Source organism: Chryseobacterium sp. PCH239 (assembly GCF_018924625.1).
Taxonomy (GTDB): domain Bacteria; phylum Bacteroidota; class Bacteroidia; order Flavobacteriales; family Weeksellaceae; genus Chryseobacterium; species Chryseobacterium cucumeris.
In genome coordinates, this window is record NZ_CP073027.1 from 3,993,457 (window position 1) to 4,011,016 (window position 17,560).

A 17,560-nucleotide genomic window follows, 5' to 3' on the forward strand; every position below is an offset into this window, starting at 1 on the left:
ATCATTTTCAAAATGTAAAAGATTGCTTTGTATTTCTTTTTCCCCTAACTTTGCACAAACCTAATCTAATGAGTAAAAAGAATACAAAGTACATCTTTGTGACAGGAGGTGTAACTTCATCTTTGGGAAAGGGAATCGTTTCTGCTTCTCTGGGACTTCTACTAAAATCACGCGGCTTTAATGTAACGATCCAAAAATTAGATCCTTATATCAATATCGACCCAGGAACTTTGAATCCTTATGAGCACGGAGAGTGTTATGTGACTGAAGATGGTGCAGAGACGGATCTGGATTTAGGCCACTATGAGCGTTACCTTGATGCTCCTACATCCCAAAACAACAACGTTACTACAGGAAAAATTTACCAGACTGTAATTGAAAAAGAAAGAAAAGGAGACTTCCTTGGAAAAACAGTTCAGGTAATTCCTCATATTACTAACGAAATCAAACGTAGAATTAAAATCCTTTCAAAACAGAACTACGATATCATTATTACTGAGATCGGAGGAACTGTAGGGGATATCGAATCTTTGCCATACATTGAAACTGTTCGTCAGTTGAAGTGGGAATTGGGAGAGAGCAATTCTATGGTGATTCACCTTACTTTACTGCCTTATCTGGCTTCAAGTGGAGAATTGAAAACAAAACCATCCCAGCACTCCGTTCGTCAGTTGATGGAAAGCGGAATTATGGCTGATGTTTTGGTTTGTAGAACAGAACATAAAATTCCTAAAGATCAGAGAGCAAAATTAGCTCAGTTCTGTAACGTTCCTTTAGATAACGTTATCGAATGTAAAGATCTTGAAACGATTTATGAAGTTCCAATGTATCTTCAGAAGCAGAATTTCGATGATGTAGTTTTGAAAGAACTGGATCTAAAAAGCGATAAAGATGCTGATCTTAAAGACTGGAAGAGTTTCCTTAAAAAATTCCAGAACCCTAAGAAAACTGTTGAAATTGCATTGGTTGGAAAATATGTTTCCCTTCAGGATTCTTATATCTCTATTGCTGAAGCATTCAAACATGCAGGTGCTGACCTTGAAACTGAAGTAAAAGTAAGATGGGTATACAGTGGAGATATTACGGAAGAAAATATCAAAGATACACTGAAAGGTGTGAATGGTATCCTTGTAGCTCCAGGTTTTGGAGACAGAGGAATTGAAGGAAAAGTTCTTACTGCAAAATATGCAAGAGAAAATAAAATTCCAATGTTGGGAATCTGTTTAGGAATGCAGATTATGACGATTGAATTTGCAAGAAATGTTTTAGGACATACCAAAGCAAACTCTATGGAATTTGATACCGCTACTCCTGATCCTGTAATTTCTTTGATGGAAGAACAGAAAAATGTAGTAGATAAAGGAGGAACAATGCGTCTTGGAGCATGGAAGTGCTCATTGAAAAACGGTTCTAAATTATACGATATCTACGGAAACAAAAATATCTCTGAAAGACACCGTCACCGTTATGAATTCAATAGTGATTATCTTCAGGAATTTGAAAAGAATGGTTTCCTTGCTACAGGTACCAACCCTGAAACAGGTTTGGTAGAAGCGCTGGAACTACCTGATCATCCATTCTATGTGGGAGTTCAGTATCACCCGGAATATAAGAGTACGGTAGCAACACCGCATCCGCTATTCAGAGCTTTTATCAAAGCTTGCGAAAAGAAATAAGGTAAAATTTTATCATAAACGTCTACCCATAAACTCAGGCTGATTATTCTCAGCTTGAGTTTATTATATAGTAACAACGTAAAGCATAGAGTTTTGATAAAAAAACAGTATTTTTGTCAGCTCAAATTATGTACACCCGTACGTACATTTTAAATTTAAAATTTTAATATAAAATAAAATGCAACAAAACAACGGAATCGATAAGAAGCAAATGATTAGTTTCGCGGTTTTATGCCTTGTTCTCTTCGGTTTTATGTTCTATTTCCAGAACAAACAAACGAAAGAAGCGGAGTTGAAAGCTCAGGAGCAGAAAACGGAACAGGCAAAAAATGCCGTAAAGCAAACTCAGGCAAGCAATATCAATCCAAATGTAACTCCTAATGCAATCCAGACAGCAAGTCTTGGAAATAACGAATTAAAACTTGAATTTTCAAGCTTAGGAGGACAGGTTTCCAAAGTAGAACTTTTAAATTATAAAGCCTACAACCACAAAACAGACAATGCAGATCAGCCGCTTTATCTGATCACTAAGAATAACTCAAACTACGGTTTTCAGTTTAAAGATAAAACAGGAAAAATCGTTAATACTAAAGATTTAGTTTTCTCACCAGCTGTTAATGGAAATGCGGTAACCTTAACTGCAGATTACAATGGTGCTGTCATTCAATTCATTTACACGCTATTACCCAAATATACTCTGGATTTTAAAGTAAGAACTCAGGGGCTTTCTAAAATTACTTCTGATAATAAAGCAGATTTTATCTGGGATTATAATGTAAGAAATCTGGAAAAAGGTAGAGCTCAGGAGCAGTCTCACTCAGAATTTTCTTATGCTTTCAATAATTATAAAGATTATGATTATGATGGGAGAACCACAATGGAAGAAGAAAAAGAAACCCTTAACTGGATTGGTGTAAAGCAGCAGTTTTTCTCTTCAGTAATCGAAGCTAAAAACGGATTTACCCAAAGTAAAGGAAACCAGGAAAATGTTGAAGAAGGAGAGTATTTGAAGAAATTCAACTATGAAGGTTTCGTTCAAATGACTGGAAGTGAACTGAACCAGGATTTCACATGGTATTTTATGCCATTGGATTTGCCATTGCTTAAATCTTACGATAAGAATTTTGATGAAATTCTTCCTTTAGGCTGGTCGTTTATCGGAGCAATGAACCGTTATTTCTTCATGTGGTTATATAGCATTATTGCTGCATGGGGATTATCAGCAGGTTGGGTAATTTTTGTAATGACGATCATTGTGAAACTGATCCTTTCACCAATTATGTATAAGCAGCACAAGCTTAGTGCAATGATGAAGGTGATCCGTCCGGAAATTGACGAAGTGAATGCCAAATTTAAGGATGCAGATCCAATGAAGAAACAGCAGGCCACAATGGAAGTGTACAGAAAAGCCGGAGTGAATCAGATGGCTGGATGTTTACCGGCATTAGTTCAGATTCCTATCTTCTATGCTTTGTTCCGTTTCTTCCCGAACTTTATTGATCTTAGAGGCCAAGGGTTCTGGTTTGCCAAAGATTTGACAGCGTATGATGATTTGATCAAGCTTCCGTTTAAAGTTCCTTTCCTTGGAGACCACTTAAGTATTTTCGCTTTAGCCTGTACAGTTGTTATTTTAATCTATACTGTTATGACTTCAGGAAATATGCAGCAGCCTCAGCAGGAAGGAATGCCAAACATGAAGGTATTAATGTATATCTTCCCGATTACATTCCTGTTCTTCCTTAATACTTCGGCTTCAGGACTTTCATGGTATTATTTTGTATCGAATGCGATTAACATTCTAATCATCCTTGTTATTAAATATTTGATCCTGGATGAAAAGAAAATCCATGCCCAGATTCAGTCTAATAAGGAAAAACCGAAAGCAGAAGGCAAATTCCAGAAGAGAATGAGAGAAATGATGGAGAAGGCTCAGGAGCAGCAAAAAGCTCAGGAACAACAAAGAAATAAGAAGAAATAATTCTTAAGCTATAAGCTAAAAAAGAGAAGCAATTTTAATAATTGCTTCTCTTTTTTTTATTTGAAATTATTTTTAGAAAGATTTTCAATTTCTATCCGACATCTGCTCATTTAATAATTGAAAATAGATGTTTTTCAATCATATTTAAGTCTGAAAGACTGTCTGTGATATCGGGTCGGTCCATGTTTAATAAGCGCTTCCTGATGTTTTTTTGTGGCATAGCCAAAATTGGTATCCCAACCATATTCAGGATGTTCTTCATGAAGTTGAATCATCAACTTGTCTCTATAATTTTTGGCAAGAATAGAGGCTGCAGCAATAGATAAAACCTTGGAGTCTCCTTTGATAATGCATTGATGCGGGATGTAGTTATAAGGATGAAATTTATTTCCATCCACCAAAATAAGCTCAGGAGTTATTGTCAGTTGATCCAAAGCACGGTGCATTGCATGAATACTTGCATTAAGAATATTATGTTCGTCAATAAAGGAAGGTGGTAATTCTGCGATAGCATAGTTTTTCACATTATCTTTGATGTAACTATCCAGTTCCATACGCGTTTTGAACGTTAATTTTTTGGAATCATTCACCAGGTTTTGTTTGAAATCATCATCTAAAATTACCGCTGCAGCTACCACCGGACCACTTAAACATCCTCTTCCTACTTCATCACATCCGGCCTCAATATAAAGATTTGACCAGTTTTTTATTAGCTCCATGAATTGTATCTATACTGCAAAAATATAAAATTTTGAAGGAAGAGGTTTTGGATGTTTTTTATTTTATTCTTACTTCAACAAAAGATAATATTGTGATTATGTAGAATGTACGGAGAAGACTGTAGTCTGCTTTAAATAACCGATATACGATATATAGGATGATTTTAGAAGTTTAGGTTTAACTATAGGATGAGGTGAAAAGTGGATTCGAATTGATATTGGCTAAATTGGGCTTTGGTTTATTTTTTCAATTTGGAACTCAATCTTATTTTGAAACAGAAAAATTTATCTTGCTCTGGTAAAGAAACTTTAATACATTTTATCGCTTTTATGCATTTTTTTTGTTTAAAAAATGAAATATTTCTTCACTTGTAGAAATATGCTTTGCATAGTATCGTTTATTGATCTTCTTTCATTTCTATATCTTAAATCTTTAATTTATTGATATTCAATTTATTTTCATTCATAATTAAATTTGTAATATAGATTATATCAATTTAATCGATTGTTATTATTTCTTAAAAAAAAATAAGTTTTAAATGTTGCGTTTTTGTTAAATGTTTTGTTTTTAACTTATTTTAATAATTTATTGTCTTGTTTTTTTTGAAAATATTGAATAAGTTGTAATTTTTTCACATTTTGCTTTGTGATATTAAGAAAGTTTTACAAATTTGTAAGGTCACAAAAATTAATTTGATATGAAGAAACTAACAGCAAGTCTTCTTGTTCTAGTAATGTCTTCTTCGATAGCTGTCGCTAACGCCCAGCAAAAGAATGACACTATTAAAACAAAAGAAATTGAGGGGGTGGTTGTAACCGCACTCGGGATTAAAAGAGAGAAAAAATCTCTTGGTTATGCTTCTGAAGAAGTTAAAGCTGCGGAATTAACTGGTGGAACTACTAATACCGGAAACGTAGCATCTCTTCTTTCAGGTAAGGTAGCCGGACTACAGGTAAATACTAATAACAACTTTGGCGGATCTGCAAACCTTTTGATCAGAGGATATAAATCTTTGTCAGGAGGTTCTCCACTTATTGTAATTGATGGTTCACCAGTTAACAATAATACGGTAACCGGATCTACATTCGATTATGGTAACTTCCTTTCGGATATCAATCAGGAAGATATTGAATCTGTCAACGTATTGAAAGGTGCTGCTGCATCAGCTTTATATGGTGAAAGAGGAAGTGATGGTGTAATCCTTATTGTAACAAAAAGTGGAAGAGGAAATAATGACGGAAGCTGGGGGTTACTTTAAACTCAGGAATTACAGCTGGATTCATTGATAAATCTACTTTCCCTACCTATCAGAAAAAGTATGGAGCAGGATACGGTGGCCAGTCATGGAACGAAGATCCGGGACCTGGAGGTTACAATTATGCTAACTTTGTAGATGACGCATCTTACGGACCTGCATTTAATCCCAACCAATTGGTTTACCAATGGGATTCATTTGATCCTTCTTCTCCAAATTATGGAAAAGCTACACCTTGGGTTGCTGCGAAAAACGGCCCTATTAAATTCTTTGAAACACCAGTCACATATATTAATACGATTACCATTGAAAAAGGAAACAAGACTTCGAATCTTTCCTTATCATATTCCAATATGCTTTCTAATGGTTTGATGCCTAACTCTGAACTTAAAAAGAATACAATTTCAGCGAAATTTAATCACGATTTTACGGATAAATTACATGCTTCTGTTTTTACAACTTTAACTCTGCAAGACACAAAAGGACGTAATGAAACAGGATATTCTGATAACGTAGTTACTGGCTTCAGACAGTGGTGGCAGACCAACGTAGATGTATTGGCATTAAGAGATGCTTATGCTAACAATGGAAATAGCAACTTTTCTTGGAACAGATCTACAGCGGCTGATGGAACTCCTCAATATTGGAACAATCCATATTTCCAGAGATATCAGAATTATCAGTCTGATGACAGGACCAGGATATTCAGTTATGCACAGTTAAAATATGATGTTTCCAAAAATTTTGGAATTACCGGTAAATTATCTTATGATGATTTGCAAATGGTTGTAGAAGAGAGATTAATGAATGGATCACTTCCTCAGGCATTTGGTGCATCCGGACTTAATGTAAGTTCGGGATATGCAAGAACCAATGTGAAAAATACTGAGATCAACTTTGATTTATTTGCTAACTACAAGGTTGATATTACTTCAGACCTAAGTGTTAGCGGTATTGCAGGTGGGAATGTTAGAAGAAATCTTGTGGATAACATTTTTATGAGTACAGAAGGTGGTTTATCTAAACCTGGGCTTTTTGCTATATCCAACTCTATAAGAACGATACTTCCGCCAGATGAGAATTATGCAAAATGGGTTACTTCCAGTTTATATGCAACAGCATCATTTGGATATAAAAACTTCTTGTTTGTTGATGGAACTTACCGTGTAGACCAATCGTCTAACTTACCAAAAGGTAATAATAGCTATGGATATCCTTCAGTTACAGGAGCTGTTATTCTATCAGAGTTTGTAAAACAACCATGGTTAAGTTTCTGGAAATTGAGAGCAAACTACGCTGAAGTAGGTTCTTCTACTAACAATTACAGATTGGTAAATACTTTCAAAGCTAGAGGTGAAGGTCTGTTTGATCAACCTTATTTCCTTGCTAATCCAAACTTGAAACCTCAGAGATCTAAGGAAACTGAATTCGGTATGGAAGCACAATTCTTCAAAAACAGATTAGGTTTTGATGTTGCAATTTATAAAACCAGAACATTTGATCAGATTATCAATTTACCAGTCTCTTCTGCAACAGGATATAGAACATTCCTTGTAAATGCAGGACAGATTGATAATAAAGGTATCGAAGTACAGTTAAACGGTACTCCATTTAAAACAAACAATTTTACATGGGATGTAAACGTGAATTGGTCTAAAAATGAGAATAAAGTTATTGCATTAAATGGTGATTCCCAGAATTACTTAATGGCGAGTTATCAAGGTGGGGTTTCTCTTAACGCACGTGTGGGAGAATCTTTTGGAGCTTTGGTAGGATCAGATTATGTATATAATGCAAACGGAGATAAAGTAATTGATCCAGCTACAGGCCGTTATTTAAGAAATAATAATCAGGTTATTGGAAATATTACACCAGATTGGGTAGGTGGTATCAGAAACAGCTTCCGTTATAAAGATTTCTCAGTAAGTTTCCTTATTGATGTGAAAAAAGGAGGAGATGTATTCTCTACTGATATGTATTACGGATTAGCAACTGGTCTTTATGCAGAAACTGCTGACTATAGAGAAGGTGGATTCGTACATCCGGGTGTTAATCCAAATGGTAATGTAAATACAACGCCTACTATTAATCCGGGATCATTTGGTAACGTAGATGGATATAGAAGAATGCCAAATAAAAGATTCGTTTATGATGCATCTTATGTGAAACTTAGAGAAGCAAGTATAGGTTATAACCTTCCTAAATCTGTTTTGGCTAATACAGCTATTCGTGATGCAAAAATTTCAATTGTTGGGAGAAATCTTTGGATTATCCACAAAAACTTACCTTATGCAGATCCGGAAGCGGGTACAGGAAATGGTTTAGCATCTAAAGGTAATTCTATTGGAGTACTGCCTACTACTCGTGACATTGGAATTGATATAACTTTAAAATTCTAGAAAATGAAAAAAATATTTTTAATTATAGGTTTAGCTTCATTATCGTTAACTTTTACATCATGTGAAAGAGACATTACGTCACTGAACGAAGACCCTAAACACCCAACTGAAGTCCCTTCAGGAGTACTTTTTGCCAGTGCTGAACATGCACTTCTTGACCAGCTATTGTCTGCCAATGTAAACCGTAACATTACCAGGTTTTTTACCCAACAGTGGTCAGAAACTACTTATACTGATGAGACGAACTATGATATGGTGACGAGACCAATTCCAAGGAATCATTATAACCGTATGATGGCATCTGCATCAGCTACAATTAATTCTCCGGGAGTATTATCTGCATTAAGAGATGCCAGGAGGTTTCTTGAGAGCGAAGGATTAGATCCCGTTACTAAAAATAACAATATTGCTATGATTGAATTAGTAAATGTTTACGCATGGGCTAATTTGGTTGACACATATGGTGATATCCCTTATTTTGGAGCATTGAAAGCTACCGCTGAAAATCCGGGAAGTGCGGAAATTCCTTATGATGATGCAAAAACAGTGTATCTGGATCTTATCAAAAGAATTGATGCCGCTGTTGCTATGATTAATACTTCTGGTAGTGGATATGACAAGGATTTGATCTACAAAGGAGATATGACTAAATGGAAAAAAATGGGTAATTCTTTGAAGTTTAGAATGGCGGTAACATTGGCAGATAGTGATCCTGCATTGGCTAAAACTTATGCTGAAGCAGCATATAATGCGGGGCTATTTACTGACAAGTTAGATAATTTCGGCCTTCAGACATTTCCTTCAGGATTATTGTCTAATCCAGTGTATCAGGATGTAATTCAGTCAGGTAGGAATGACTTTATTCCTTCGGATGTTCTTGTGGACTTTATGAATAATACATCTGATCCAAGAAGAGCTGCATGGTTTACAACTGTTAATGGTAATTATGTTGGTGGGGTATATGGTGATCAGAACATCTTTAGTAGTTATTCTCACTTTACAAATCTTATTTCAGGTGAAAATGCACAAGGCTTTTTATTAGATTTTTCTGAAATTCAGTTTTTAAGAACTGAAGCCGCTGCAAGAGGATTTAGTGTTGGTGATACTGCCGCTAATCTATATCAATCTGCAATTAAAGCATCAATGGCTGAGTATGGTATTACTGAAGCTACTGCAAATACTTTTATAGCTGCCAATCCATATAATGCTGCCAACTGGAAAAAATCTGTTGGTGAGCAAGCTTGGATAGCAATGTTCAATAAAGGATTCCAAGCATGGAATTTTGCAAGAAGACTGGACTTCCCTGTATTTGTAAATCCTGGGGATCTGTAGTAGAATCTGTACCAGTAAGAATGAAATATTCTGATCAGGAATATCTTCTTAACGCTAAGAATGTGAATGCTGCAGCTTCAAAGATTGGAGGTGACAAAGTATCCACAAAAATATTTTGGGATAAATTTTAAATTAAATAATATTTCCTCAAACCTAGGAGTAGGTTTGAGGAATATAAAAACATTTATATGAGATTTTTTATAGGAATTGTTCTTTTAATAAGTGTTGCATCATGTTCCAATGATGACGACCGTGCAGTTGAAAATGAAAGTGTAAGTATTAATGGGACTTGGAAACCATATAAGTATGAGTTTAGGGGTAAAGATGTCATGTTGAGTGACTGTGAAAAGAAAGGAGTTATATTTATAAATCCTGATTTCTCGGGATCTTATGAAAGATATGATTTGTCTTCTTCTTCCGGAAACTGTAATCTTTTTGATTCTTTTGGAGGAAAATGGGTCTTTGATAAAATGTATCAAACATTAACCCTTACCTATACAGAAGCTGGAGTTTCCAAAACAATGAAAAAAGAAATTGATTCCTATTCCAATACTGAGCTCAGAATTAATGACAATAGTAAAAACCTGGATAATACGCCTGGAAATGACGAAGCTATCCTTGTTTTCAGAAAAGAATAAATATTTCTTATTTATCTAAAAAAACCGCCATTTGGCGGTTTTTTTTATTTGTAATCATTTTTATATAGGATTTTGTGAATTAAAACTGGCTTTATTGTTTATATTAATCTTATAATCAGTGTTTTATCTGTCGTGTTGAAAAGTGATTTTAAATGATATCAATTAGAAAATTGATGTTATTTTTTTTATTAAATATTTAATTTTTAATGTATTTTATTAATTATTTTATTTGTTTTTACTTCTATTTATTGCTCTTTTGTTGTTTTTTTTAAGTTTAGCTTGTTGAATTGTTAATAAAATTACAATTTTGTTGAGTAAAAATTAATTTTGATATGAAGAAACTAACAATGAGTCTGCTAGTTGTGGTATTAACTTCTTCTGTGGCTATTGTAAACGCTCAACAGAAGAAAAAAGATACCATTACACAGACAAAAGAGATTGAAGGTGTAGTAGTAACTGCACTTGGGATTAAAAAAGAGAAAAAGACAATAGGATATGCTACTTCACAAGTCAATGGAGATGATCTAAAAAAATCAGGGGAAGCAAATATTATTCAAGGTTTAGCAGGAAAAGCTGCGGGAATTCAAGTTACAGGCTCTTCTGGTACGCCAGGAGCTTCAAGTAAAATTCTGATTAGAGGGCAAAAGTCGATTAATTTATCAAGCCAACCTATTATAGTTTTAGATGGGCAGATTATTGATAACTCTGTTAATAATAATGCGGGGCAGGGCAGTAATTTGGCTGGAGTAGATGACTCGAACAGAGCTATTGACATAAATCCTGATGATATTGAAAGTGTATCAATTTTGAAAGGTGGTGCAGCAGCAGCGTTATATGGAGAAAATGCTAGAAATGGTGTAATTATTTATACAAGTAAGAAAGGGCGAAAAAGAAAAGGAATTGGAATTGATTTTTCTACAGCTGTATCTTTTGATATGATTACTCGTTTACCAAAACTTCAAAAAACCTATGCCGCTGGAACTAACGGAGCGACCTATATTGCACCTGCTCAATATGGCTCTGATGGTTTTGCTACCACATCGGGAACCAATCAAAGTTGGGGACCATTAATTTCAAGCGTAACTGGTTTGAAGGCTTATGATAATACTAAAAACTTCTTTGAAACAGGTGTTACACAAAATTATAATCTGGCTTTTTCAGGAGGTGGGGATTATGGTAATTTCAGAGCTTCATTTGGACATATTGATCAAACGGGGATTATTCCAAATACATCGCTTAAAAAGACAAGTTTTGGAGTGAATTCTGAATTTAAGTTAACCGATAAGCTAAAAGCTGGAGCTGATGTGAAGTTTTCAAATACAAATGGGTTAAGAGCTCAGAAAGGGAGTAATATTGCAGGAGTCATGTTGTCTTTATTGAGAACACCAGCAACCTATGACCTTAGAGATTATCAGACTGTACAAGGATATAATAAAAATTATTTTGCAGCCTATGACAATCCATATTATACAGTATACAATAATCCATATAAAGACGAGACAAACAGATCCATTATTAGTGGTTATTTAACTTATAATTATAATAAAGCCTTGAATATACTGTTGAGAGCGGGGGTTGATACCTATACAACTCATGCTCAGCAGAATTATTCATTCTCAAGTAATGGTAATTCAACAGCTGACCGAACAGGACAGGTCGTTGTAGACACTTATACTCAAAGTCAATATAATTTAGATTTAATCTTTAGTGGGTTAGTTAACTTTACTGATAATATTAATTTGAATTATAGTTTTGGGGGGCAGATAATTTCTAAATTTGGAAATGATCAATATACTCAAGGATCTACAATGTTGGAACCTAATCAATTCAACCTTTCTAACTTTACGACTTTTGTTTCCAATAATACAGATTTCAAACAAATTAAAAGAGGGATATTAGCTTCGGCAGAATTCGGATTTTATGATCAGTTTTATTTGACATTAACAGGTAGAAATGATTGGAGCAGTACATTGCCTAAACAGAATAGTTCCTATTTCTATCCTTCAGTTTCAGGATCTTGGCTGTTTAATAAGACATTAAATTTACCAAACTGGGTTAACTTAGGAAAAGTAAGAGTAGCTTATGCAAAAACTTTTGCATCTGCTAATCCATACAATATTGTTAACACTTATGGAACTCCAAACTATTTTGATACATTTGGTCCACAATTAACTTCTCCATATTTGGGAGTTGGAGCCTATGGGCTAACTACCATTGCGAAAAATCCAAATTTAAAGCCTGAGCGAAATGACGAATTTGAAGTCGGTTTAGAATTAGAATTATTTAAAAGGTTACACTTAAATGCGAGTGCTTACAAATCAACCAACTATGATCTGCTTATCCAAGCTCCAGTTGCACCATCTTCGGGATTTCAGAATTATTTTACCAACGGTCCTACAGTTGAAAATAAAGGTATAGAAGTAGAATTAGGGTATGATATTCTTAAAAATCAAAACTTTAATTGGAGTATAAATCTTAATTGGGCTAAAAACGTAAATAAAGTTGTTGAAATACAAGACAATTTAAATTTCTCCAGTGAGGGAGGTGATTTCTTTTCAGGAAATGTAGTTCCTGCCATCATTAAAGGTGAACCTTTAGGAGTGTTTTATGGTACAGCTTGGAAAAGAGATTCGGCTGGGAACTTAATTATAGGATCTGATGGTTTACCATTAGTTTCTGCAGAATCTCAAATTATTGGAAATCCTAATCCGGACTGGTTAGGAGGAATCAGAAATAATTTCAGTTATAAAAACTTGTCATTAAGCTTTTTGTTAGATGTACGTAAAGGTGGAGACATTTGGAACGGAACATTAGCAAGATTAAATAGATTAGGGATGACACAAGCTTCTGCTGACGACAGATCAGCTATGTATACAATACCTGGCGTTACTGAAACTGGTGTTTCTAATACGAAAGCAATTGATAACAAACTGTATTATTCAAGCTTTTTAGGAGATGGATCTGGTAGTGCAAATGAACAACAGATGGAAAGAGATATAAATTGGCTTAGGCTAAGAGATGTAAGTTTATCATACAATTTTGGTAAAATGCTATCTAATACTCAAACTCTATCTTTTATAAGAGATGCTCAGATTACTTTTTCTGCTAGAAACTTATTTTTAATTACTAACTACAAAGGTGTAGACCCGGAAACATCTATTGCCGGTGCAAATTCAAATACTAATGGATTTGACTATTTCAATAATCCAGGGACAAGAAGTTATACACTATCATTTAAATTTACTTTTTAATTATGAAAAAAATAATATACATACCTATAATTATTGCCGGATTATTTCTCAATTCTTGTCAGCATGAGCTAGATACATTTAATGAAAATCCCAATAGTCCTACACAAGTTACATCTCCTAAAACTTTATTTACCGGTGCAGCAGTAGGAACAATTAATAATTCAACAGGTAACTTGACAAGACAAATAAGTTTGTTGACTCAGCAAACCAATGGTAATCTGTTTCAGTCATTAGATTATACCAATTATTTTTTAACAGAATTGGATAATGAAACAGATTGGTCTAATATTTATAAGACTGGAGTAAATCTTCATCAGATTATCACTCAGTTTGGGGATAAATATCCTTATTATTCAGGTATGGCTAAGATTTTATTAGCCTTAAATATGGGGTATGCTACTGATACATGGGGTGATGTACCTTTTTCAGAAGCGTTTCAAGGAGTCAATAATTTCTCTCCAAAGTATGATTCTCAGCAAAATGTCATTTCTCAGATTCAAAGTTATTTGGATAGTGCAATAATAGATTTATCAAAACCTGAAAATGCTAATTTAGGGTTACCGGCAGGTGATGATATCTTCTATGCAGGAAATATAGATAAATGGAAAAAATTAGCCTATGCCATTAAGGCAAGATATGCATTAAGACTAACTCAAAGAGAAGGAAGTACTGTAGCAGCTCAGAAGGCTTTAAACTACTTGCAAAACTCGTTTACTTCCAGTTCAGATAACTTGGTGGCTCGGTTTGATGGAGGAAATAATCAAAATCTTTGGTTTGCATTTAATAATCAAAGATCAGGTTATATGTCTATGGGAAAATATTTTATAGATCTGTTAAAGAATAGTAGTGATCCAAGGCTACCTCATTATGCAGGATTAGATGCATCCGGGGGATATTCTGGGTCAGCTCCGGAAGATAGCAACACAGATGCTTCTCCTTTTGGGAGTTACTTTGCAGGAAGTGCAAGTACATCGAATATAATATTTAGCTATAGTGAAATTAAATTCATAGAAGCAGAAGCACAATTCAGACTGGGAAATACTGTAGGTGCTCAAGCTGCCCTGAAAACTGCTGTAAGTGCATCTTTGATAGATGTTACTGGTACTGATAATCCTGTCTTTGCTACTACAGCTTCAGCTGCAGTAACATTACAGAATATTATTACTCAAAAATATTCTTCCCTGTTTACTACAATGGAGCCTTATAATGATTGGAGACGTACAGGCTTCCCTGTATTAACGCCTAATCAGAATAGCCAATCTAAAAAGATACCTTTGAGGTTAATAACTCCTAAAGCTGAAAGAACATTAAATAATAACGCAGCAGTCGTGAGTGATGTAAGTATACCCGTTTGGTGGGATAACTAGGACCATTTAAATTTTTAAACCGCCTTCGGGCGGTTTTTTTATTTCCGTATATTTGTAACTCAGATTTTGAGCTGAAACACACTGTAAAAATGTTTCAGCGATAAGCATTAAAAAGAGAATTTAGAAACATGAATATTAAAGATATTATAGAACAAAAACTTTCGGAGGTCATTTTAAATGTATATCAGTTAAAAGACATCAAGCTGGAAGTTCAGGAAAATAAAACGGAATTTGAGGGTGATTTTACCATTGTTACCTTTCCGTTGGTAAAACAATTGAAGAAAAACCCTGAAAGCATTGGGGTTGAATTAGGTGAAGCTTTGACAGAAACGGATCTTTTTGAAAGCTTTAACGTAGTAAAAGGCTTCCTTAATGTGAAGGTGAAAAATCAATTGTTTGTGGATAACTTCAGATCTGTAAGCAAGAATTTCTCCACTATAGAAAAGAAAAATGCTACGGTAATGGTAGAATATTCTTCACCGAATACCAACAAACCATTGCACTTGGGACATATAAGAAATAATTTATTAGGATTCTCAGTTGCTCAAATTTTAAAAGAAGCTGGATATGATGTAATCAAAACTCAGATCATCAATGATAGAGGTATTCATATCTGTAAGTCTATGCTGGCTTGGGAGAAATTCGGAAAAGGAGAAACTCCTGAAACTACCAATACAAAAGGAGACAAATTTGTTGGAAACTACTATGTAGAATTTGACAAAAACTATAAAAGAGAAATTGCAGAGCTTGTAGAACAAGGGGTAGGAGAAGAGCAGGCTAAAAAGGACGCTCCGGTAATGAAGGAAGCTCAGAAGATGCTGTTGGATTGGGAAAATGGAGATAAAACAGTAAGAGCACTTTGGGCAGAAATGAACTCATGGGTTTACAAAGGATTCAATGAAACGTATAAGAGATTAGGTGTTGACTTTGACCAGGTTCAGTATGAAAGCAATACGTATATTTTAGGAAAAGATCTTATTCAGGCTGGGTTGGATAAAGGCGTTCTGTATCAGAAAGAAGACGGTTCTGTTTGGTGTGACCTTACCGATGAAGGTCTTGATCAGAAGCTGTTACTTCGTTCAGACGGTACTTCAGTCTATATGACTCAGGATCTTGGAACGGCAGTTGAGCGTTTTAAGCAAAATGATATTCAGAAACTGATCTATACTGTAGGAAACGAGCAGGATTATCATTTTCAGGTTTTATTTAAAATCCTGAAAAAATTAGGATATGAATGGGCAGATCAGTTGTTCCACCTTTCTTACGGAATGGTTGAATTGCCTGAAGGTAAAATGAAATCCCGTGAAGGAACTGTAGTAGATGCAGACGACCTGATGCAGGAAATGTATGAAACAGCAAAATCTAAAGCTCATGAATTAGGAAAACTAGAAAACCTTTCGGAAGAAGATAAAGAAGTATCTTATGAAACGGTAGGACTAGGAGCATTGAAATATTTCATGCTTAAAGTAGATCCTAAGAAAAAAATGCTTTTCAACCCTGCAGAAAGTATTGATTTCAATGGAAATACAGGTCCGTTTATTCAGTATACCTATGCACGTATTCAGTCATTATTGTCAAAAGCAGGTGCTTTACAGTCCGAAACTGCTGATATTGAATTGAATCAATCTGAAAAAGAATTGATTATGCAGTTGACCAACTTTAAAACTGTAGTGGCTAAATCAGCGGAAACATTAAGTCCTGCTTTAGTTGCCAACTATGTTTATGACCTTGTGAAAGCATACAACTCTTTCTATCAGAATAATCCAATCCTGAATCAGGAAGATGAAAATGTAAAACAATTCCGTTTGAATATTTCAGATATCACAGCAAAGACGATCAAAAAATCGTTAGAATTGCTGGGAATCGGAACCGTAAACAGAATGTAAAAATAGAAAGCCTCCTGAATTTTTCAGGAGGCTTTTTTCTTTTTTATATATCAATAATCTCGTATCAGAAATCCCGGATCTCAAAATCTCGCAACCCGAACCCTGTAACCCAAATCTACGTTTTATCATTACTTTCACCCTGCATCTGTTTCAGACTATCCGCGTACAACTTAGCAGGAGTCCATCGTGCATGTTTGGAAAGAACTACTTTATATCCTTTTTTATAAGTATACACTTTAGTAAATTCCGCGCCGAAGAATATCAGCATACAGGAATAATTGATCCACATCATGATGAGAATAACCGTTCCGGCAGCACCAAAGGCTGAGGTAGGTTTTACCTGATTAAAATAAAGGCTTAATAAAAATTTTCCAAGGGTAAATAAAACAGTAGTTAGAAAAGCTCCTTTCCATACCGGTTTCCAGCTGACCAAAACATCAGGCAGAACTTTAAACATTAAAGCAAATAAGAGCATGACAAGTCCAAAGCCTACAGCGAAATTCACGGTTTCTACCAACATATAGGTTTCAAAACCAAAATATTGGGTGATAATCGTATTAAAAAGGCTGATCAGAGAAGATAAAACCATAGTAATCATCAGAAGGAATCCCAGAATGAGAATCATTCCTAAAGAATTGGCTCTGTCCAGTAAAAATTTGAGTAATGCTTTTTTGGGTGCAGCTTCTACTTCCCAAAGTGTATTTAATGAATGCTGAAGCTGAAAGAAGAGCGTAGTAGAACCGAAAACCAATGATCCGACTCCAACCGCCTTCATAAAAATATTCTTTTTATCAATAAGAGCACCAGCGAGCATACCTTCAATGCTTTTCGCTACATCCGGTCCCATAATACCACTGATCTGGCTACTGATTTGCCCACGAATGGCTTCTTCCCCAAAGAAATTTCCAAGAACCCAGATAATAATGATCAATAATCCCGGGATAGAAAAGATGGCATAATACGCAAGACTTGCTGAATCTTTTGATGCAGTAGAATTGTTCCATTCAGTGAATGTGTCTTTCAGAACTTCCCAGAAAAATTTAACAGTATTGATCATA

At 34.8% G+C, this 17,560-nt stretch carries 9 protein-coding genes and 1 pseudogene; 8 read left to right on the plus strand and 2 right to left on the minus strand.

Going from position 1 to position 17,560, the window contains the following annotated elements:
- The first annotated feature begins 68 nt into the window (after window positions 1-68).
- Together KBP46_RS18490 and yidC are read left to right on the plus strand one after the other, a co-directional pair.
- Complete coding sequence (locus tag KBP46_RS18490; RefSeq protein ID WP_110008139.1) at window positions 69-1,676, plus strand: CTP synthase; 1,608 nt, start codon at window positions 69-71, stop codon at window positions 1,674-1,676.
- A 178-nt stretch (window positions 1,677-1,854) separates the two neighbouring features.
- Window positions 1,855-3,654 carry a membrane protein insertase YidC gene (gene yidC / locus KBP46_RS18495; protein ID WP_062675903.1) on the plus strand — a complete coding sequence of 600 codons (1,800 nt, stop codon included), beginning with the start codon at window positions 1,855-1,857 and terminating at the stop codon, window positions 3,652-3,654.
- A 134-nt stretch (window positions 3,655-3,788) separates the two neighbouring features.
- On the opposite strand, the gene KBP46_RS18500 is transcribed toward yidC, so the two are convergent.
- A complete protein-coding gene (locus KBP46_RS18500) occupies window positions 3,789-4,373 on the minus strand; it encodes a ribonuclease HII (RefSeq protein WP_062675904.1) in 585 nt (194 codons plus the stop codon).
- Between the two features lie 698 nt (window positions 4,374-5,071).
- Here KBP46_RS18500 and KBP46_RS18505 point away from each other — a divergent pair.
- From KBP46_RS18505 to argS, 6 genes and pseudogenes are all read left to right on the plus strand, one after another.
- Window positions 5,072-8,028, plus strand: a pseudogene (locus KBP46_RS18505) (SusC/RagA family TonB-linked outer membrane protein).
- Window positions 8,029-8,031: 3 nt separating this feature from the next.
- The gene (locus KBP46_RS18510) at window positions 8,032-9,360 is read left to right on the plus strand and encodes a SusD/RagB family nutrient-binding outer membrane lipoprotein (RefSeq protein ID WP_253297086.1); all 1,329 of its coding nucleotides are present in this window, start codon (window positions 8,032-8,034) and stop codon (window positions 9,358-9,360) included.
- Window positions 9,361-9,548: 188 nt separating this feature from the next.
- Entirely contained in the window at window positions 9,549-9,998 is a 450-nt protein-coding gene (locus KBP46_RS18515) for a lipocalin family protein (protein WP_216443864.1), read from the plus strand.
- A 332-nt stretch (window positions 9,999-10,330) separates the two neighbouring features.
- On the plus strand, window positions 10,331-13,249 hold the full coding sequence (locus tag KBP46_RS18520; protein ID WP_082798743.1) for a SusC/RagA family TonB-linked outer membrane protein: 2,919 nt from the start codon (window positions 10,331-10,333) through the stop codon (window positions 13,247-13,249).
- Window positions 13,250-13,251: 2 nt separating this feature from the next.
- Complete coding sequence (locus KBP46_RS18525) at window positions 13,252-14,616, plus strand: SusD/RagB family nutrient-binding outer membrane lipoprotein (RefSeq protein WP_216443865.1); 1,365 nt, start codon at window positions 13,252-13,254, stop codon at window positions 14,614-14,616.
- Window positions 14,617-14,744: 128 nt separating this feature from the next.
- Window positions 14,745-16,502 (plus strand): arginine--tRNA ligase, encoded by a 1,758-nt coding sequence (gene argS / locus KBP46_RS18530; RefSeq protein WP_216443866.1) that lies wholly within the window; start codon window positions 14,745-14,747, stop codon window positions 16,500-16,502.
- A gap of 115 nt (window positions 16,503-16,617) precedes the next feature.
- Here the strand turns inward: argS and KBP46_RS18535 are convergent, their stop codons facing one another.
- Window positions 16,618-17,559: a YihY/virulence factor BrkB family protein gene (locus tag KBP46_RS18535; protein WP_216443867.1), complete on the minus strand. Its 942-nt coding sequence runs from the start codon at window positions 17,557-17,559 to the stop codon at window positions 16,618-16,620.
- Between the last annotated feature and the right edge of the window lies 1 nt (window position 17,560).

Excerpts from the sequence above, each read along its gene's own strand:
- KBP46_RS18490 (WP_110008139.1), top strand. The coding sequence starts at position 69 with ATGAGTAAAAAGAATACAAAGTACATCTTTGTGACAGGAGGTGTAACT.
- yidC (WP_062675903.1), top strand. The coding sequence starts at position 1,855 with ATGCAACAAAACAACGGAATCGATAAGAAGCAAATGATTAGTTTCGCG.
- KBP46_RS18500 (WP_062675904.1), bottom strand. The coding sequence starts at position 4,373 with ATGGAGCTAATAAAAAACTGGTCAAATCTTTATATTGAGGCCGGATGT.
- KBP46_RS18510 (WP_253297086.1), top strand. The coding sequence starts at position 8,032 with ATGAAAAAAATATTTTTAATTATAGGTTTAGCTTCATTATCGTTAACT.
- KBP46_RS18515 (WP_216443864.1), top strand. The coding sequence starts at position 9,549 with ATGAGATTTTTTATAGGAATTGTTCTTTTAATAAGTGTTGCATCATGT.
- KBP46_RS18520 (WP_082798743.1), top strand. The coding sequence starts at position 10,331 with ATGAAGAAACTAACAATGAGTCTGCTAGTTGTGGTATTAACTTCTTCT.
- KBP46_RS18525 (WP_216443865.1), top strand. The coding sequence starts at position 13,252 with ATGAAAAAAATAATATACATACCTATAATTATTGCCGGATTATTTCTC.
- argS (WP_216443866.1), top strand. The coding sequence starts at position 14,745 with ATGAATATTAAAGATATTATAGAACAAAAACTTTCGGAGGTCATTTTA.
- KBP46_RS18535 (WP_216443867.1), bottom strand. The coding sequence starts at position 17,559 with ATGATCAATACTGTTAAATTTTTCTGGGAAGTTCTGAAAGACACATTC.